This window comes from Rhodobacter sp. P1_C2, assembly GCF_056406375.1.
Genome location: NZ_JBFUAG010000019.1, coordinates 1 through 17,984 on the forward strand (window position 1 = coordinate 1; position 17,984 = coordinate 17,984).

The following is a 17,984-nucleotide window of genomic DNA, read 5'->3' on the forward strand; positions in this document are numbered from 1 at the left end:
ATGTCCGCGTCGACCATGGCCGCGACGAATTCGTGCGTGGCGAAGTCCATATCAATGGCATCGAGGCCTTCTGGGGCTATGCCAAGACCCGCCTCGCCAGGTTCCGCGGCATCAGCCCCGCCACCTTTTCTCTGCACTTGAAGGAGTGCGAGTTCAGGTACAACAATCGGGGCGAGGATCTCACCCGGCTTCTCCTCGAAATCTGCCGGAAAAACCCCCTCTGCTAGTCAAGACCCTCTGCGAAAATTCGGCGTCCCGATTTTTCGCAGAAAAATCGTTACTGGGCGTAGGTCGCGCCTTCTTCGTCCAGCAGGGCCTTGATCTCCGCCAGGTGGAAATCAGCGCCGCCGGGATAGGCTTCCCATTCGCGGGCTGTCTTTTCGGCCACCTCGTCAGAGAGGACGCGGAGCGGCTTGCCGGTCTGCAGGGCGCGGATATAGGTCTCGGCGGCGCGTTCGAAATAGGTCAGGCGGTTGAAGGTCTCGGCCACGGTCTGGCCGATGATCAGCACGCCGTGGTTGCCCATGACCATGGCCGTCACCTTGGGATCGGCCAGCATATGGGCGCAGCGCGCGCCCTCTTCCTCGAAGGCCATGCCACCGTAATGGCCATCCACCACATGCCGGTTGAAGAACATGGCCGAGTTCTGGTCGATCGGCGGCAGGGTGCTGTCGGCGAGGCTCGCCAGCACGGTCGCATGCATCGAATGGACATGCATCACGCAGCGCGCATGCGGCAGCGCGCGGTGGATCGAGCCGTGGAGGCCCCAGGCCGTCGGATCGGGGGCGTCGGGCCGCTCCATCGTCTTCGGGTCATTGGCGTCGATCTCGACGAGGGAGGAGGCGGTGATCCGGCCGAAATGGCGGCCATTGGGGTTGATCAGGAACCGCGTGCCTTCCGGGTTGACGGCGAGGGAGAAGTGGTTGGCCACCGCCTCATGCAGGTTCAGCTTCACCGTCCAGCGGAAGGCGGCGGCGAGGTCGACGCGTTCCTGCCAATGAGTGATGTTGGGGGTGGCTGTGGGCACATGGGTGTTCATTTCGGGTCTCCATAGGGCCATTCGCCGGCGGCGAAGGCGGACAGGGCGGATGTGATGCGGGCAAAGCTGGCCCGGGCGCGGGCCACAGTGTGGCGGGCGCGCAGATAGCCGTGGACGAGGCCGGGCTCGGTCACGGCATGGGCACGGCCCCCGGCTTTTGTGAGGGCTGCGGCATAGGCATGGGCGTCATCGCACAAGGGGTCGCATTCCGCGCCGAGGCAGAGCGTAGGCGGCAGGCCGGAAAAGTCGCTGTCCTGCAGGGGCGAGACGCTGGCATCGCCTTTGGGCACCCGCCCGCCATGGCGGATCCCGGCGTAAAACAGCACGTCGTCGCGGGTCAGCATCGGCGCATGGGCATGGGTCAGATAACTCCCCGCATCGATATCGCCGCCGAGGCCGGGATAGATCAGCACCTGGCCCAGCACCTTTACCCCGCTGCCACGCAGGGCGCGCGCGGTGGCAGCACAGAGGTTGCCCCCCGCGCTGTCACCCGCCAGCAGGATCGGCCCCGCGGCGCCCAGCAGGCGGGCGACGGCCAGCGCATCCTCCAGCGCCGCCGGATGCAGGTGTTCGGGCGACAGACGGTAATCGGCACAGACCACTTTCAGCCCGGTGGCGGCCGCGATCTCGGCGCAGACATCGTCATGGCTTTCAAGGCCGCCCACCACAAAGCCGCCGCCGTGCAAATAGAGGATCGCAGGCGCCGCCCCGGCAAAGATCCGGCACGGCACCCCGGCGAGGTTCCGGTCCTCTGCCGTGATGCCCGGCGGATAGCCGCGGTGGAAGCTGCGGCACATCGCATCATAGACCTTGCGCTGGTCCGCAATGGAAAGGCTAGCCGCATCAGGGGGATAGGCGTCGTCCGTGGCCTTGATGAAGGCCCAGGTCTCCGCATCGATCAACGTGTCGTAATTCATGATCACCTCGCCGCGCGACAGTGGCGCAAACCGCGGCGCAAGACAATCTCTCCCGCCCTGCCCTTCCGGCGACTTTCGGGCAAAGCCGCCCGATTGTGGTGAGGTTCCGGCCAGATTTCGCCCTCATTCCGCCTTGAGGCCCCGATAGTTTGAGTCAAATACCACGCTCACATGAGTCTCCGATGCAAATCATCCGCACCATCCATGAAAATACGGCCACTCCGATCGGCTTTGCCTGCAAGGTGCTGCTTCTTTCGGCAGAGGCGGGGGGTGGCGAACTGGCGCGCCGGTTGGCGGGTCTGGGCGCCCAGGTTGACGTGATGGACGAGATGTTCACCGCCCTGTCCGATGTGATCGACGACCCGACCGGCTACAGCCTTCTGGTCATGGAATGCGACAGGACCAATGCCGGCGGGTTGGAGGGCGGCCTGCGGGCCACCAAGATGATGGGCGATCTGGTGGCCAAGGTGCCGGTGATCCTCGTCTCGAAGGAATGCCAGCAGCAGCGCTTTCCCGAGGACCGCAACGCGCCGACCGTGCTGCGCGCGCCGGTCTCTGCCGTGTCGTTGAAGGTGGGCTTCGAACATGCCCTGCGCGACCGGCTGGCCTACCGGGTGCTGTAACCTTCGGCCGGGGCGCTGCGCCTCATTTCCCGACGAATTCGAACGAGAAGCTGCGCCCGCCGACCTCTGGCGGGGCGGGAAACGGGGCCGCGCGGCGGATGTGGTTCAGCGCGATCTGATCCAGCCCGCTGTCCCCCGAACTCCTCAGCACCTGCACGCCTGCCAGCGCGCCGCTTGTGGCCACGGTGAAACCCACGACCACGCGGCCCTTTCCGGCACCGGTTTCCTTGCGGGTCGCCCGGACCTTCTTCATCACCGCCTTGGCATAGAGTGCGGGAGAGGTGGCGACACCGCCGCTGGCTTTGCTGGCCGCTTGCGGGGCGCTGGCGCCTGCCGCGCTGGCCTGCGCGGGTTTGGCCTTGGGCGGGTTGGCCTTGACGGTCTTGGTCTTGCGCTGAACCGGCTTTTCGGGTTCGGGCGGTTTGGTCTTGGCCTCGGCCTTCGGGGCGGGGGACGGGCTCGGGGCTGGGGCGGGCGGCTCTGGCGTGAGGGGTGCGGGCAAAGCCACCTCCGCCGGTTGGGAGATGTTCGGCAAGGGCGGCGCGGGCCGCGTCTGCGCCTCTGGCACGGGTGGCGCGGGGGCGGCGACGGGCAGCGGCGCGGGTTCGGCCATCGGGGCGGGCGGGGCGGCCAGATCCGGGGCCTCGTCCACCACCTGGGGGGCGGCCTCGGCCAGGGCGGCGAGCGCCGGGGCGGCGGGCGGCGCCTGACCGAGGTCAAGGAAGAGGGGCAGCGGCTCCAGCGGCGCGCGCACCGTCATCGCCAGCGCCGCCGCCCCGGTCAGCAGGGCCGCGGCCGCCCCTGCAGCGCCGAACCAGCCCAGGGCCGGGCGCAGGGGCGAGAGGGAGGCGGGCGGGGACAGCGCGCTCATCGGGCGGCCTCCAGCCCGACGAGGGCCACCTTGAGGTAGCCCGCCGCGCGCAGGTCATCGAGAACCTGCATCAGCGAAGCATAGGTCACGCTGCGGTCGGCGCGCAGGAAGATCGGCGTCTCATGCGCGGCACCGGTGCGGGCGTCGAGGGCGGCGGCCAGCGTGCCGGGTGGCACCGTGTCATCGGCCAGCAGAACCGACAGATCGGCGGCCACGGTCAGCCAGACCGGGTCTTGCGGGCGCTGGGTCGGCGGGGCTGAGGAGGCGGGCAGGTTCACCGGCACATCGACCGTCGACAGGGGGGCCGCGATCATGAAGACGATAAGCAGGACCAGCATCACGTCGATGAACGGGGTGACGTTGATCTCGGCCAGTTCTGCGGCGTCATCGGCGGGGCCGGTCTGCAAAGCCATGGTCAGCCTCCCGTGACCATGCGCGCATCGGCGACATGGCTGAACTGGCGCAGCACCTCGGCCACGCCATCGGCCAGCCGGTGGCGGAACCCCGCGATGCGACGCATCAGGTGGTTGTAAAGCAGCACCGCCGGGATCGCTGCCGTCAGGCCAAGCGCGGTGGCCAGAAGCGCCTCAGCGATGCCGGGGGCGACGATGGCGAGGTTGGTGGTCTGGCTGGCCGAGATCGCCATGAAACTGTTCATGATGCCGAAGACCGTGCCGAACAGCCCGACGAAGGGGCCGACGGACCCGATCGAGGCCAGAACCCCGGTGCCCGCCCGCAGGCGCTGTACCGCGCCGGCCTCGATCCGCGACAGCGACAGCTCCAGCCGCTCGCGGGCCGAGGCGCGCAGATCGGCGGTCAGCAGGACGGCAAGGCGGCTCACCTCCTCCTCCGCGGCGCGGGCGCTTTGGGCAAGCGGACACGAGGGGTTGCGCGGCCCCGCCATCCCGCCCGACAGCGCACGGAGCGAACGTGACAGCCGCGCGGACATCAAGGCGAATTCGCCGGTCTTGAACAGCAGGATGGTCAGCACGACAAAGCTGGCTAGCCCCAGAAGGCCCATCACCCCCTGCACCACCGGATGCGCCTTGAGGACCAGGGCCAGCAGAGCGCTTTCCCCCTCGGGCAGAAGGCTGCCCGAAGAAGGGGCCAGGGTCTGCGCCCGGGCCGTGCTTGCCACCAAAGCCTGCGCCACGGCGGCAAGCCAGAGGGGGGATTGTCTTACCATGTCAGCGTCTTGGCGATGGTCAGCTTGGCATTGCGTCCCACGCCATTGTCCAGCGTCAGGTTGTTGCGATAGGTCCTGTCGAAGACATTCTCGATGGCAAAGTTCACGCTCAACCCGGCAAAGGCCCCGGTTTCCGGCGTCCAGGTCACGAAGAGATCATGGCTGGCATAGCCGCTGGCCGAGGTGCTGAGCGAAGAGGTGGTGATCCCGTCGAAAGCCTGGGCGCGCCAGCCGATGACCAGGTGCTGGTCGGGCAGCTTGGCCCCGAGCGTCAGCGCGAGGTTGCGCGCCGGCGTATCGGCCAGGGTCTTGCCGGTGGACTTGTCCTTGGACCCGATGCCGGAGACCGCCAGCTGGCCGAACCAGCGCTCGGCATCATAGCTCGCTTCCAGCTCGGCGCCCCAGATATGGGCCGAGGCGATGTTCTGGTAATAGGACTGGCCCGGTGCCGAATCCGTCGCGGGCCGGGTGCTGATCTTGTCCTTCATCCGGTTGTCGAAGCCGGTGAACTTGACCTGCAGGCTGTCATCCGCGGACAGAAGATCGCTGCCCTGCCAGGAAAAGCCCAGCTCGCCGGTATTGGCGCGCTCTTTCTTCAGGTTCAGCGACGCGGTGCGCTGCGGCACCCGGCCTGCGGTCGGGTTGTACTGGTAAAGCTCGTCCAGCGAGGGCATCCGCTCGGTATGGGCGAGCGAGCCGAAGACCGAGAAGCCGCCGCCCAGCTTGTAGATCGCGGCGATCTTGGGCGAAAGGGCGGTGAAATCCTTGTCCGCCCCGCCATTGGCCGCCGCCACGGCGGAGGGCGACAGGCTGCCAAGGTCGACCCGCAGGCCGGGGGTCACGGTCAGCCGGTCATCCCAGACGAACTCGCCCTGGACATAAAGGCCCAGCTTCTGGTCGGTGCCCTCAGGATGGAAGGCCAGGGGCCCGAGGGTTGAGGTGGCGCTGCGGTCCTGGGTGGAGATCTGCGCGCCATAGATCACGCTGTTCTTCCAGGCGCCAAAGGCGAAGTCCGAGGTCTGTTCGACCTTCAGCGCGGTGGTCGCATAGGCATAGGAACTGTCGCAGAGCACCTGGCTGTCGCCCGGCGCACAGGCCACCCCGAGGGAGAAGTCCGACTTGTCGACCTCGGTGCGGGTATGGGAGAGCTGGACCTTCAGGTTGCCGATGTCCCAGGCCAGGCTGACGGTGTCATCCACCGCACGCACGTCATTGGTCCCGAAACTCGCCGCCGCCGAGGATGGCGAGGTGCCGAAGAACAGAAGATCCCCGGTCATCGCCACCGAAGCATCGTCAAGGCTGGTATCGGTGCGTGAGGCCGAGAAGGTCACGCTCTGATCGCCCGCGATATGCCAGACGCCCTTGACGAGGCCGGACCACGAGGAATGTGCCGTGCCCGGGATGGTCACGCCGGAACCGTCCTGCATGTCGCCGCCTTCGGAATGGTTCAGCGCGGCCAGAAACTCGCTCTGGCCATGGCGGTGTGCCCAGATCACCCCGGCCCGCGTGCCATCGCCATTGCTGGAATAGCCGCCCGAGAGTTTCAGCGCGGTGCCGTCGCCCTCGCCCAGAAAATCCGCCGGGTCCTTGGTGGTGAAGGCAATCGCCCCGCCGATCGCCCCCGCGCCATAAAGCGTCGAGGAGGCCGGGCCGCGCAGCACCTCCACCCGTTTGTAAAGGTCGAGATCGCCGAAGAACGACCCCATCCGGTAGGATTCGTAGAACTTCGGCGCGCCGTCCACCGTGACCGCGATCCGCGCTTCGGAAGCGGTCTGTTCGGCATTGCCGATGCCACGGATGTTGAAGGCCTGCCCCAGCGGCCGGGCCGAGGCCCCCGCGGCCTTGACCCCGGGAACCGAGGCGAAGAGGTCGCTGATCGTCTCGGGCTGGGCGCGGTCGAGATCGTCCTGATCCAGCACGCTCACCGCCTGCGGCGTGTCGATGGCCAGCTTGGCGCTGCCGGCGCCGAGGATGATCCGGCCCAACATCTGGAACATGCCCTCTTGCGGCGGCGGCGCGGTCTGCGCCCCGGCGGTGCCGGGGGCGAGGGGTATCCACAGCGACAGGGCGGTGGCTGAAAGCAGAAGTTGCCTGCGCAGGGCAGGCGTGTGGCGCGTCGGCATGGTCGTCCCTTCGTGTCTTGTCTGCGGAAGGGCTGGCCGGGCCGAAAGGGGCGTGAGCTGGCGGCAGAAATTTCTGACTTGAACTGTCAGGAATAGCCTCTATGAAAGGTGACAGAATTTGTCAAGTATACCCTGTCGCCCGCCTGCCGGCAAAACGGCGCCAGGGAAACCCGCGCCCCAGCTATCCGCCAGAGATGCGCGTCCCCCGAACCCAAAGGAAGGATGCACCATGGCCGCGCTCATGCCCGCCACGATCCGCACATTGCGACTTGAAAACCCCAAAGCCCGCGCCCGCGACTTTGCCCAGAGCCATGGCATCGCCGAGGCCGAACTGGTGGCGGCCCATGTCGGCCATGGCACCACGGCCCTGGTCGCCGACCCCGACCGGCTGATGCCGTGGATCGGCAGGCTTGGCGATGTGATGGCGCTGACGCGCAACGAATCCTGCGTGCACGAGCGGCGCGGCAGTTACCTCGATTACCGGACCGGCGCCTTTGCCGCGATGGTGCTGGGGGCCGAGATCGACCTGAGGATCTTCCAACCGCATTGGGTCCATGCCTTTGCGGTGGAGGAGGATGGCGCCGATGGCCCCAAGCGCAGCCTGCAGATCTTCGATACGGCGGGGGATGCGGTCCACAAGGTGCATCTGAAGCCCGAATCGCACCATGACCAGTTCGCCGCCCTGATCCGCGGCCTGCGTCATCCCGATCAGGCGGCGCCCCTGACCCTCAAACCGCGCGCCGCCGTCGAACCCGCCCGCGCCACGCAAGCCGGGGCGGACGGCTTGCGCAAGTCCTGGGATGCGATGAGCGACACGCATCAGTTCCTCGGCATGGTCAAGGACCATGGCATGAACCGGCTTGGCGCCTACCGCGTCGCCGGGGCGCCCTATGTGAAACCGCTGAAGACGGGCGCCGTGACCCGAGTGCTGGAGGCGGTGGCGGCAGAGGCGATCCCGCTGATGATCTTCGTCGGCAACGCCGGCTGCATCCAGATCCACTCCGGCCTGATCGAAAAGGTCGTGCCGATGGGGCCCTGGATCAACGTGATGGACCCGCGCTTCAACCTGCATCTGCGCACCGATCATGTGGCCGAGGTCTATAGCGTCTGGAAGCCGACCCGCACCGGCGATGTCTTCAGCGTCGAGGCCTTCGACGCCGAGGGCGGGCTGATCCTGCAGATGTTCGGCTATCGCAAGGACGCCCCCGCCAAGGCCTGGGATGCGCTGATCGCGGCCCTGCCCCCGCGCGAGGAGGCCTTCGCATGAGCCGGGCGCGCAGGAAGCTGTCCGCGCTGGCCCTGCTGCTGGGCCTGGCCCTGCCCGGCCCCGCCCTGGCGGACAAGGCGGCGCGGGTTCTGTCGCTGGGCGGTTCGGTGACCGAGATCGCGGTGGCCCTTGGCGCGCAGGACCGGCTGATCGGGCGCGACAGCACCTCGAACTATCCGGAAAGCGTTCTCGCCCTGCCCGATGTCGGCTACCTGCGCGCCCTGTCGCCGGAAGGGGTTCTGTCGCTGTCGCCGGACCTCGTGCTTGCCGAACACGACGCCGGCCCCCCCGCCGCGATCGAGGTGCTGAAGGCGGCAGGGATTCCCTTCGTCTCGATGCCCGGGACCCCCTCGCCCGAGGGGGTGGTGGCCAAGATCACCGCCGTCGCCGCAGCATTGGATATGGCACCCGAGGGTCAGGCGCTTGCGCAAAAGGTCCGCAATGATCTGGCAGCAGCGACTAAGCGCGCCGAGGCCGTGCCGCAGCGCAAGAAGGTTCTCTTCCTTCTGTCCTTGCAGGGCGGGCGCGTCATGGCAGGGGGGCAAGGCACCTCGGCTGAGGGAATCATTCGGCTGGCCGGTGGGCAGAACGCGGTCACCGGCTTTGCCGGCTATAAACCGATGACGGACGAGGCGGTGCTGGAGGCCGCCCCCGATGTCATCCTGATGATGGCGCGCGAAGGATCGCTTTCGATGTCGGATGCCGATGTGCTGGCCCAGCCAGCCTTGGCTCAGACCCCGGCAGCCAAGGCCGGTGCGATTGTCAGGATGGACGGGATGCTGCTTCTCGGCTTTGGCCCGCGCACCGCCGAGGCGGCGACGGCGCTGCATGACCGGCTTTATGGCCCTGCGGCCGCCGGCTCGGGGGGCTGAGGCGATGACCATGGTTCTGAGCCTTCGCCCGGCGCGGTTCCGGGCGGGGCTTCTGACGCCGGCGCTGGTGCTGGGTGTGCTGGTGGCCTCCATCCTGTCGCTGACCACCGGGGCAGCGGATCTGGGCCTGCGGGCGGTGCTGGCAGCCCTGACCGGCGGCGAGGTCGCCTTGCGCGACCGGGTGATCCTGTTCGACATCCGCCTGCCCCGGCTGGTGATGGGCCTGGCGGTGGGGGCTGCGCTGGCGGTGTCTGGCGTCCTGTTGCAGGGCCTCTTCCGCAACCCTCTGGCTGATCCGGGGATCGTCGGCGTCGGGGCCGGGGCCGGGCTTGGCGCGGTCCTGGCCATCGTGCTGGGCGGGCTTTTGCCCGCCTCGGTCGCAAGCGCGTTGGGGGTGAACCTTGTGCCGCTGGCAGCCTTTGGCGGCGGCTGGATTGCGACGCTGGTCCTGTATCATCTGGCCACCACGGGCGGGCGGACGCAGATGGCGACCATGCTGCTGGCCGGGATCGCGCTTGGCGCGCTGGCGGGGGCGGTGACGGGGCTGCTGGTCTACCTCGCCGATGACCGGCAGCTGCGCGATCTGACCTTCTGGGCGATGGGCTCGCTCGCCGGGGCGACCTGGGGCAAGCTTGGCGCCGGCCTGCCGCTGATCGCGCTGGTGCTGGGCCTTGCGCCGCGTCTGGGCAAGGGGCTGAACGCGCTGGCCCTCGGCGAGGCGCAGGCCGGGCACATGGGCGTCGATGTGCAAAGGGTCAAGCATCTGGCCGTCTTCGGTACCGCGGCGGCGACCGGGGCCGCTGTGGCGGTCTCGGGCGGGATCGGCTTCATCGGCATCGTCGTGCCGCATCTTCTGCGGCTGGCGCAGGGGCCGGATCACCGCCGGCTTCTGCCCAATGCCGCCCTCCTGGGCGCGGGGCTTCTGGTGCTGGCCGACCTCGCCGCGCGGCAGATCGTGGCCCCGGCCGAGCTTCCGATCGGCATCATCACCGCGCTGCTCGGCGCGCCGGTGTTTCTCTGGATCTTGCTGCGCCAGACGCGCAGGGGAAGGTTTTGAATGCTGCAGATCCTTAACCTTTCCGCCCGGCTGGGGGGCAAAGCCATCCTGCAGGGCATTACGCTCAGCGCGCATCCCGGGCAGATCCTTGCGATCTGCGGGCCGAATGGCGCGGGCAAAAGCACGCTCTTGCGCGCGGCTTTGGGCGAGATCCGTGCCGAGGGCCATCTGTCGCTCAACGGGCTTGACGTGGGCATGACCCCGCCGGCCCGTCTGGCGCGCATCCGCGCCGTCCTGACACAGGAAACGCAGGTGGCCTTCGGCTTTCACCCCGAAGAGGTGGTCGAAATGGGCCAGGAGGCCGGCGATTTCGCCCATCTGCCCGGTCTGGCCCGCAAGGCGCTGGCCGCGGTCGGCCTTGCCCATGTCGCAAGGCGCGACTTCCAGACCCTGTCGGGCGGCGAGAAGCAGCGCACCCATCTGGCCCGCGCCCTCGCCCAGGTCTGGGAGCCCAAGGGTCCACAAGGCCCGCGCTGGCTGTTTCTGGATGAGCCGGTGGCGAGCCTCGACCTTGGCCAGCAGTTGCAGGTCATGCAACTGGCCCGCAGCTTTGCCGATGCGGGGGGCGGGGTGGTGGCGGTGATGCATGACCTCAACCTTTCGGCCATGTTCGCCGACCGGATGGCTCTGGTCGTGGCGGGCCGGGTCATCGCCTGCGATGCGCCGGCGGCGGTGCTGACCGCGCCCCTGTTGCGCGCGGCCTATGGCTGCGAGGTCGCGATGAACCGGGCCCCGGCCTCGGGCCCCTGGTTCGTGCCGCAATCCTGCCGGAGCGTCGCAACGCCCCAGCCCTGAGGGTCAATGCGGCCTTGTGCCGGGCGGGACGGCGAAGTCCGCCTCTGTCGCCTGCCGGCTGCGCAGGCGGCGCGCCATGGCGAGGATCATCAGGCCGAGCGGCGCCGCCGTCTGCACCGCATCGAAGGCGAGGTCGGCGGGCAGCATGGTCAGGGCCAGCGCCATGGCATCCTCACGCTCGCCCGCCATGGCGGCGGCGACCATGAGGGCAAAGGCGCTTTCGTCGCCGCCAAGGCAGGTGCAGCGGATGTCATGGCGCATGAAGGGGCGGCGGCCGTGGTGTACCAGAAGGGTGATCAGGTGGTCAAGCGCCGCCACCGCCTCGCCCGCGCAATCGGGGCCGAGGGTGGTGGTGAAATCCTCGGCCACGGCGCTGCGGCCCGAAGGGCTGTCGCACCAGTGCCGCATCAGCAGGACGGCTCCCTGTTCCAGCACGGGCAGATCGGCGACGACGCCGACCGGCGCCGCGCCACGCGGCGCAAAGGCGCCCGGAAGGGCGGGGGAGATGAACCAGGGTTTGCTCATTTTGTCAGGATCAACTTTCCGGCTTTGGTGATGCGCAGGGTGTAGACGTGGTCATCCAGCACGATCTGCGCCACCGACTGGCCCGAGGTCAGAACCCGGGCATCATAGGTCGGCACGGCGGAGGCGGGGGGCAGCATCGCAAGCGCCATCATCGGGCCGTCCCGGCGCTGCTGGGGTGTGAAAGGGCTTGGGTCATCGGTTCCTCTGCAAAGGGTGTCGCGGATCAGGTCCGGGCTTCCCGAGAAACGGGTGGCTGGGCGATGCCTATTTCTGAGTTATTTAGTCAACTTTGTAAATCAGATTCTTTTAGTCAACAATTATCCCGCCACCGCAGAGGCCGGTCAGAGCCGGGGCACCTCCACCGGAACCAGCGCGCCGCGCTGCCGGATCACCTGGGCGGCAATCTCTGCCCCCATCGCGACCGCCTGCGCCAGCGGGGCGCCGCCCAGCCAGCCAGCCAGAAAACCGGCGTTGAAACTGTCGCCGGCGGCGGTCGTGTCGACGATATCGGCGACCGGCTTGCAGGGATGGGTCGCCCAGGCGCTATTCTCCAGCGAGACCATCTCGCCCCCGCCGTTCTTGACCACCACGCAGGCGGCCCCTGCCCCGGCATAGCGGCGGGCGGTGGCCTCGGGGCTGGCATCGCCGAACCAATGCGCCTCGTCCTCGAAAGAGGGCAGGACGATATCGGCGCAGGCGGCGGCCTCGATGATCGCCTGGCACATCTCTTCGGCCGAGGCCCAGAGCCTTGGCCGCAGGTTCGGGTCGAAGGCCACCTTGCCGCCACGGGCGCGATGGTCCTGCAGGGCGGTCATCAGGGTCTGGCGGTCGGACGGGCTGAGGATCGCCACGGTGATGCCCGAGACATAGGCCAGATCCGCGCCCTCCAGCGCCCGGGTCAGGGCGGCAGGGTCGGAGGCCAGGGTGCGCGCGGCACTTTGCCCGCGCCAATAGGCAAAGCTGCGTTCGGCCCCGGTCAATTGGATCAGGTACAGACCCACGGTCAACCCGGCCCGCCGCGCCACATGGGCGGTGCCGATTCCCGACTGTTCCAGGAACCCGACCATCTGGTCCGAGATCGTATCGGCCCCCACGGCAGTCAGGTAATCCACCCCCGCCCCCGGCAGAAGCCTGCGCAGATACCAGGCGGTGTTGAGCGTATCGCCGGCAAAGCCGATCCGGTAGAGGTCGCCCCCCGCCTGCGGCGCCAGTTCCACCATGCATTCACCAATGGAAACCACACGGGTCATCACTCGGCACCTTCCGTGAACCATTGATGGTTCTTCGCCTTGATCTCGGCCAGAAAGCCGCGGATTCGCGCCAGGTGCCGCCGCATCGCCTCGGCCGTGGCGTCGCCGTCGCGGGCGATCATCGCCGCCAGAATCTCGCGATGCTCGTTCAAGGCGATCTCCGAGGATTTGTCGAGCGACAGCATCCGGACCCGGTCCATATGCGATTTGCTTTCATGGATCAGATCCCAGGCAAAGCCGAGCCCGGCGCGGGTGCAAATCTCGCGGTGGAACTGGTCGTCCAGCGCGTGGAACAGCTTCTTCTCCATCGTGTCGGAGGCTTTCTGCTGCCCGTCCAGCAGCTCTTGCAGCACGGCAAAATCCTTCGGCGTCAGCGTCTTGCAGGCGGTGCGGCAAGTCTCCGTCTCCAGCGCCGTCCGGATGAACTGGGCGCGCAGGACGGCGGCTTCCGAGATCAGGCTGACCACGGTGGCGCGCTGCGGGCGGATCAGCAGGAACCCCAGCTGCGACAGGCGGTAGAAGGCGTCGCGGACCGGCTGGCGCGAGACGTCCATCTGGGTCGCCACATCGACCTCGGACAGTTTGGTGCCCGGCGGCAGTTCCAGCGAAAGGATCTTCTGCTGCAAGGCGCCGAAGACCTGATCGGCAATCGAGGCGCGGGTGACCTGGCCCAGACTGGGCAGGCCCAGAACCTGATTGCTCGCCTGGGTTGTGCCCTGCGCTGCCCCCTGTAAAGTCGGTGTCGTCACGCCTCGCTCCTCTGCGGAAGTGTTCGTCTCTTCATATACGATTTCCCGCGATTGACAAACTCTCAACTAGCATATTAGTTTACCAGTAGCTCGGGGATCAAGATGAACCGCGAGCGGGGAGGGATCTTTCTGTGCTGGACGAAAACCGCTTGTTTCCTGTGGATGCGACGACGCGGGGCCTGGCCCGCGGGCTTTACGATTCGGTGCGCGACCTGCCGATCGTCAGCCCGCATGGCCATACCGACCCGCGCTGGTTTGCCGAAAACCTGCCTTTCCCGGACCCGGCGCAACTGTTCGTCACCCCCGATCACTATGTCTTTCGGATGTTCTATTCGCAGGGCATCCCGCTCGAACACCTCGGGGTGCCGCGTGTCGATGGCGGGCCGACCGAGACCGATGGCCGCAAGATCTGGAAACTCTTCGCCGAGAACTATCACCTCTTGCGCGGCACGCCCTCGCAGATGTGGATCGACCATGCCTTTTCCGAGGTCTTCGGCATCACCGAACGCCTGTCGCCCAGGACCGCCGATGCGACCTATGACCATATCGCGGAGTGCCTGACCCGGCCGGAGTTCTTGCCCCGCGCCCTGTTCGAGCGCTTCCGGATCGAGGTTCTGGCCACGACCGAAAGTGCGCTGGACGATCTGCGCTGGCACGGGATGATCAAGGCCTCGGGCTGGTCGGGGCGGGTGGTGACGGCTTACCGGCCGGATTCGGTGGTGGACCCGGAGTTTGCCGGTTTTGCCGCCAACCTTGAAACCCTGGGCAGCCTGACCGGCGAAGATACGATGACCTGGGACGGCTATCTGGCCGCCCATCGCAAACGCCGGGCCTTCTTCATCAAGCATGGGGCGACCTCCTCCGACCACGGCCACCCGACCGCCCGGACCGAGAACCTGTCGCAAGCCGAAGCTGAGGCGCTGTTTGACCGCGTGAAGCGCGGCAATGCGACCGCGAAGGATGCCGAGGCTTTCCGGGGTCAGATGCTGACCGAAATGGCGCGGATGAGCCTTCAAGATGGGCTGGTCCTGCAGATCCACGCCGGGTCCTTCCGCAACCACAACCCGGGCATCCTCGCGCAATTCGGGCGCGACAAGGGTTTCGACATCCCGACGCGGACGGATTTTGTCGGCAACCTCAAGCCCCTGCTCGATGCCTTCGGCACAGATCCGCGCCTGTCGGTCATCGTCTTCATGCTGGATGAAACCACGCTCTCGCGGGAGCTTGCGCCGCTGGCCGGCGTCTACCCGGCGCTGAAGCTCGGCCCGCCCTGGTGGTTCTTCGACAGCCCGGAAGGCATGCGCCGCTTCCGCGAGACGACCACCGAAACCGCCGGCTTCTACAACACCGTCGGCTTCAACGACGACACCCGCGCCTTCTGTTCGATCCCTGCCCGGCATGACGTCGCCCGGCGGGTGGACTGCGCCTACCTTGCCACGCTGGTCGCCACGGGGCGGCTGGATGGGGACGAGGCCTTCGAGGTCGCCCATGACCTCACTTACCGGCTTGTGAAACAGGCTTACCGGCTCTGACGGGCCATCTCTGGGAGGAGAACCATATGAAAATCTCAAGGACTCTGATCGGTGCGCTCTTGGCCAGCGCCGCGATGATGCAGGCGGCCTTCGCCTGCGAGACGACCCTGCGGTCGTCCGACACCCACCCGGACGGCTACCCGACCGTCGAGGCCGTCAAGGCGATGGGCAAGATGCTGGAAGAGCGCACCAAGGGACGGATCTGCGTCGAGGTCTTCCCCTCGGCCCAGCTGGGCGAGGAAAAGGACACGATCGAACAGACCCAGTTCGGCGTGATCGACATGAACCGCGTCAGCCTCGGGCCGTTCAACAACATCATTCCCGAGACGCAGATCCCCTCGCTGCCCTATATCTTCCGTTCGACCGAACACATGCACCATGTGATGGACGGCCCGATCGGCCAGCAGATCCTGGATGCCTTCGCCGCACATGACCTGGTCGGCCTCGCCTTCTACGACGGCGGTTCGCGGTCCTTCTACAACAAGGAGCATCCGATCAAGTCGGTTGCGGACATGAAGGGGATGAAGTTCCGCGTCATGCAATCGGACATGTTCGTCGACATGGTGGCCGCCCTTGGCGCCAATGCGACGCCGATGCCTTACGGCGAGGTCTATTCCTCGATCCAGACCGGCGTCATCGACGGGGCCGAGAACAACTGGCCGTCCTATGACACCTCGGGCCATTACGAGGTGGCGAAGTACTACACGCTCGACCAGCATCTGATCGTGCCGGAAGTCCTGATGATGTCGAAGAAATCCTGGGACAAGCTGACCCCGGAAGATCAGGCCGTGGTGCGCCAGGCCGCCAAGGATTCCGTGGCGGTGATGCGCGACCTCTGGGACAAGCAGGAAAAGGCCTCGGAAGACAAGCTGGAGGCCGCCGGCGTCCAGGTCATCAAGGACATCGACAAGACCCCGTTCATTGAGGCGATGGTCCCGGTCTACGAGAAATACGTCACCACGCCCGAGCTGAAAGCCATGGTTACCGCCATTCAGGCCACCGAGTAACGCAAAGCCCGCATCCGGCTCAGGATGCGGGCGCACCATTCCCGGGGGGGATCCAAAGACATGTTGATGATTGCGCGTGCGACCGGCCTTCTGGCCCGGCTCGCCCTTTGGGTTGCGGGCACAGGACTGGTCCTGATGACCGTGATCATCGCGGCCCAGGTGTTCTTCCGCTATGTGCTCAACTCCAGCCTGGTCTGGTCAGAGCCCGCGGCGGTGATGATCATGGGCTGGTTCATTTTTCTGGGCGCCGCCGTCGGCATCCGCGAAGGCTATCACCTGTCCTTCGACGTCTGCCTGCACGTCATCCCGCATGGGTTGAAGATGGTGCTCTTCTCGCTGTCCGACCTGATCGTCGGGGCCTTCGGCTTCGGCATGATCTGGTTCGGCTGGGAGCTGGTCATGAAGACGGCGGGCAACAAGCTGCCCAGCCTCGGCATCTCCGGGGCCTTCGATTTTCTTCCCATCGTGGGCGGCGGCGTTCTGGTCGTGCTGTTCTCGCTGGAGCGCATTGCCCGCCGGGCCGCCGGCCTGCCCACCGCCCGTTTCGGCGAAACCGAGCTGGAGAGCTGAGATGGAACTTTACGTCCTGTTCGGAACCTTCGTGTTCCTGTTGCTGATCGGCACGCCGGTGGCCTTCTGTCTTGGCGTGTCGTCCTTCGCGACGATCCTTTACCTGGGCCTGCCGCCGGTGGTGGTGATCCAGAGGCTGAACTCCGGCGTGTCGGTCTTTGCGCTGATGGCCATTCCCTTCTTCATCTTTGCCGGCGATTTGATGGTGCGCGGCGACATTGCCCGCAGGCTGGTGGCGCTGGCCGGCGCCATGGTCGGGCACATGCGCGGCGGGTTGGGGCAGGTGAACGTGCTGGCCTCGGTCATGTTCGGCGGCGTCTCCGGCTCTGCCGCGGCGGATGCGAGCGCGGTCGGTGGCCTCATGGTGCCGCAGATGAAGGCGCGCGGTTATGACGTGGATTACGCGGTCAACCTGACCGTTGTCGGGTCGATCATCGCGCTGATGATCCCGCCGAGCCACAACATGATCATCTATTCGATCTCGGCCGGTGGGAAGATTTCCATCGCCGACCTCTTCACCGCCGGGATCATCCCGGGCCTTCTGCTGGCGCTGTCGCTGATGGTCGCGGCCTATTTCGTCGCCCGCAAGCGCGGCTATCCGACCGAGCCTTTCCCCGGCATCGCCGCCCTGGGCCATATCTTCGTCTCGGCCGTGCCGGGGCTGATCCTGGTCGCCATCATCTTCGGCGGCGTGCGCTCGGGCATCTTTACCGCCTCGGAATCCTCCAATATCGCGGTGGTCTATGCGGCGGCGGTGACCTTCTTTGTCTACCGCAGCCTCAGCTGGAAGGATTTCGTCGCGGCGACCTTTGCGGCGGTGCGGACCACGGCGATGGTGCTGATGGTGATCGGCTGTGCGGCCTCCTTCGGCTGGCTTCTGGCCTATACGCGGGTGCCCACCTCGATGGTGATGATGCTGCGCGGCGTTTCGGACAACCCGATCGTGATCCTGCTCCTCCTCAACGTGGTCCTTCTGATCCTCGGCACCTTCATGGACATGTCGCCGCTGATCGTGATCACCACGCCGATCTTCCTGCCGGTGGCGCAGGCCTTCGGCGTCGATCCGGTGCACTTCGGCGTGATCCTGATCCTCAACCTCGGCATCGGGCTTTGCACGCCGCCGGTGGGGGCGGTGCTGTTCGTCGGCTGCGCGGTGGGCCGGATTCCGATCAGCCAGGCGATGCGGACGATCTGGCCCTTCTATGGCGCGGCCTTCACCACGCTGATGCTGGTCACCTATATCCCGCAGCTGTCGCTCTGGCTGCCCTCGCTGTTCCACTGAGAGGTTCCATGACCTATCCCGTCACCCCCACCGATCCCGGCGTCACCCGTCAGGTCCTGGCCGAGACCCCCGCCCTGATGGTCGTGGCCTTCCGCTTCGAGACCGGGGCCAAGGGCGCCTTGCACAGCCATCCCCATGTGCAATCGACCTATGTCCAGGCGGGACGCTTCACCTTCCACATCGACGGGCGCGAGACCGAGATCGGCCCGGGCGATGCCCTGGTCGTGGCCTCGGGCCTGACCCATGGCTGTGTCTGCCGCGAGGCGGGCACGCTGATCGACACGTTCACGCCCCGGCGTGACGATTTTCTCTGAAAGGA

The 17,984-nt window shown here is 66.9% G+C and carries 20 protein-coding genes and 1 pseudogene; 11 read left to right on the forward strand and 10 right to left on the reverse strand.

The features are described from left to right. A pseudogene (locus AC1DZT_RS23210) lies at positions 1-227 on the forward strand (IS1595 family transposase); the annotation flags it as partial. Between the two features lie 50 nt (positions 228-277). Here AC1DZT_RS23210 and AC1DZT_RS23215 read toward each other — a convergent pair. Further along, the gene (locus AC1DZT_RS23215; protein ID WP_478009030.1) at positions 278-1,039 is read right to left on the reverse strand and encodes a class II aldolase and adducin N-terminal domain-containing protein; all 762 of its coding nucleotides are present in this window, start codon (positions 1,037-1,039) and stop codon (positions 278-280) included. After that, a complete protein-coding gene (locus AC1DZT_RS23220) occupies positions 1,036-1,956 on the reverse strand; it encodes an alpha/beta hydrolase (RefSeq protein ID WP_478009031.1) in 921 nt (306 codons plus the stop codon). Before AC1DZT_RS23220 ends, AC1DZT_RS23215 begins: the two co-directional genes overlap by 4 nt. Before the next feature lie 182 nt (positions 1,957-2,138). On the opposite strand from AC1DZT_RS23220, the gene AC1DZT_RS23225 reads away from it, so the two are divergent. After that, on the forward strand, positions 2,139-2,579 hold the full coding sequence (locus AC1DZT_RS23225) for a hypothetical protein (RefSeq protein WP_478009032.1): 441 nt from the start codon (positions 2,139-2,141) through the stop codon (positions 2,577-2,579). Positions 2,580-2,601: 22 nt separating this feature from the next. Here AC1DZT_RS23225 and AC1DZT_RS23230 read toward each other — a convergent pair whose 3' ends face one another. The 4 genes from AC1DZT_RS23230 to AC1DZT_RS23245 are packed head-to-tail and all read right to left on the reverse strand — an operon-like array spanning position 2,602 to position 6,759. Continuing rightward, positions 2,602-3,450 carry an energy transducer TonB family protein gene (locus tag AC1DZT_RS23230; RefSeq protein WP_478009033.1) on the reverse strand — a complete coding sequence of 283 codons (849 nt, stop codon included), beginning with the start codon at positions 3,448-3,450 and terminating at the stop codon, positions 2,602-2,604. After that, positions 3,447-3,863: a TonB system transport protein ExbD gene (gene exbD, locus AC1DZT_RS23235; protein ID WP_478009034.1), complete on the reverse strand. Its 417-nt coding sequence runs from the start codon at positions 3,861-3,863 to the stop codon at positions 3,447-3,449. Before exbD ends, AC1DZT_RS23230 begins: the two co-directional genes overlap by 4 nt. Before the next feature lie 2 nt (positions 3,864-3,865). Continuing rightward, positions 3,866-4,636: a MotA/TolQ/ExbB proton channel family protein gene (locus AC1DZT_RS23240; protein WP_478009035.1), complete on the reverse strand. Its 771-nt coding sequence runs from the start codon at positions 4,634-4,636 to the stop codon at positions 3,866-3,868. Continuing rightward, positions 4,630-6,759, reverse strand: a complete 2,130-nt coding sequence (locus tag AC1DZT_RS23245) for a TonB-dependent receptor domain-containing protein (RefSeq protein WP_478009036.1) — start codon at positions 6,757-6,759, stop codon at positions 4,630-4,632. The genes AC1DZT_RS23240 and AC1DZT_RS23245 overlap by 7 nt, the downstream gene beginning before the upstream one ends. A 229-nt stretch (positions 6,760-6,988) precedes the next feature. Between AC1DZT_RS23245 and AC1DZT_RS23250 the strand changes: the two genes are divergently transcribed. The 4 genes from AC1DZT_RS23250 to AC1DZT_RS23265 are packed head-to-tail and all read left to right on the forward strand — an operon-like array spanning position 6,989 to position 10,750. After that, positions 6,989-8,026, forward strand: coding sequence for a hemin-degrading factor (locus AC1DZT_RS23250; RefSeq protein WP_478009037.1), 1,038 nt, complete (start codon positions 6,989-6,991; stop codon positions 8,024-8,026). Next, positions 8,023-8,898: a heme/hemin ABC transporter substrate-binding protein gene (locus AC1DZT_RS23255; protein WP_478009038.1), complete on the forward strand. Its 876-nt coding sequence runs from the start codon at positions 8,023-8,025 to the stop codon at positions 8,896-8,898. The genes AC1DZT_RS23250 and AC1DZT_RS23255 overlap by 4 nt, the downstream gene beginning before the upstream one ends. Before the next feature lie 10 nt (positions 8,899-8,908). Continuing rightward, positions 8,909-9,955, forward strand: a complete 1,047-nt coding sequence (locus AC1DZT_RS23260) for a FecCD family ABC transporter permease (protein WP_478009039.1) — start codon at positions 8,909-8,911, stop codon at positions 9,953-9,955. Continuing rightward, on the forward strand, positions 9,956-10,750 hold the full coding sequence (locus AC1DZT_RS23265; protein ID WP_478009040.1) for a heme ABC transporter ATP-binding protein: 795 nt from the start codon (positions 9,956-9,958) through the stop codon (positions 10,748-10,750). 3 nt (positions 10,751-10,753) lie between these two features. Here AC1DZT_RS23265 and AC1DZT_RS23270 read toward each other — a convergent pair whose 3' ends face one another. From AC1DZT_RS23270 to AC1DZT_RS23285, 4 genes are all read right to left on the reverse strand, one after another. Beyond that, the gene (locus AC1DZT_RS23270; protein WP_478009041.1) at positions 10,754-11,275 is read right to left on the reverse strand and encodes a hypothetical protein; all 522 of its coding nucleotides are present in this window, start codon (positions 11,273-11,275) and stop codon (positions 10,754-10,756) included. After that, positions 11,272-11,427 carry a hemin uptake protein HemP gene (hemP, locus tag AC1DZT_RS23275; RefSeq protein ID WP_478009042.1) on the reverse strand — a complete coding sequence of 52 codons (156 nt, stop codon included), beginning with the start codon at positions 11,425-11,427 and terminating at the stop codon, positions 11,272-11,274. The genes AC1DZT_RS23270 and hemP overlap by 4 nt, the downstream gene beginning before the upstream one ends. A 189-nt stretch (positions 11,428-11,616) precedes the next feature. After that, entirely contained in the window at positions 11,617-12,525 is a 909-nt protein-coding gene (locus AC1DZT_RS23280; RefSeq protein WP_478009043.1) for a sugar kinase, read from the reverse strand. Further along, positions 12,525-13,274, reverse strand: a complete 750-nt coding sequence (locus tag AC1DZT_RS23285; RefSeq protein WP_478009044.1) for a GntR family transcriptional regulator — start codon at positions 13,272-13,274, stop codon at positions 12,525-12,527. Before AC1DZT_RS23285 ends, AC1DZT_RS23280 begins: the two co-directional genes overlap by 1 nt. Before the next feature lie 131 nt (positions 13,275-13,405). Between AC1DZT_RS23285 and uxaC the strand changes: the two genes are divergently transcribed. The 5 genes from uxaC to AC1DZT_RS23310 all read left to right on the forward strand — a co-directional run bounded on the left by uxaC (position 13,406) and on the right by AC1DZT_RS23310 (position 17,979). Further along, positions 13,406-14,806, forward strand: coding sequence for a glucuronate isomerase (uxaC, locus tag AC1DZT_RS23290; RefSeq protein WP_478009045.1), 1,401 nt, complete (start codon positions 13,406-13,408; stop codon positions 14,804-14,806). Positions 14,807-14,838: 32 nt separating this feature from the next. Beyond that, positions 14,839-15,813 (forward strand): TRAP transporter substrate-binding protein, encoded by a 975-nt coding sequence (locus tag AC1DZT_RS23295; protein ID WP_478009114.1) that lies wholly within the window; start codon positions 14,839-14,841, stop codon positions 15,811-15,813. A 66-nt stretch (positions 15,814-15,879) separates the two neighbouring features. Then, positions 15,880-16,383, forward strand: a complete 504-nt coding sequence (locus tag AC1DZT_RS23300) for a TRAP transporter small permease (RefSeq protein ID WP_478009046.1) — start codon at positions 15,880-15,882, stop codon at positions 16,381-16,383. Between the two features lies 1 nt (position 16,384). Further along, entirely contained in the window at positions 16,385-17,665 is a 1,281-nt protein-coding gene (locus AC1DZT_RS23305; protein ID WP_478009047.1) for a TRAP transporter large permease, read from the forward strand. An 8-nt stretch (positions 17,666-17,673) separates the two neighbouring features. Continuing rightward, a complete protein-coding gene (locus AC1DZT_RS23310) occupies positions 17,674-17,979 on the forward strand; it encodes a cupin domain-containing protein (RefSeq protein WP_478009048.1) in 306 nt (101 codons plus the stop codon). Positions 17,980-17,984: the final 5 nt, after the last annotated feature.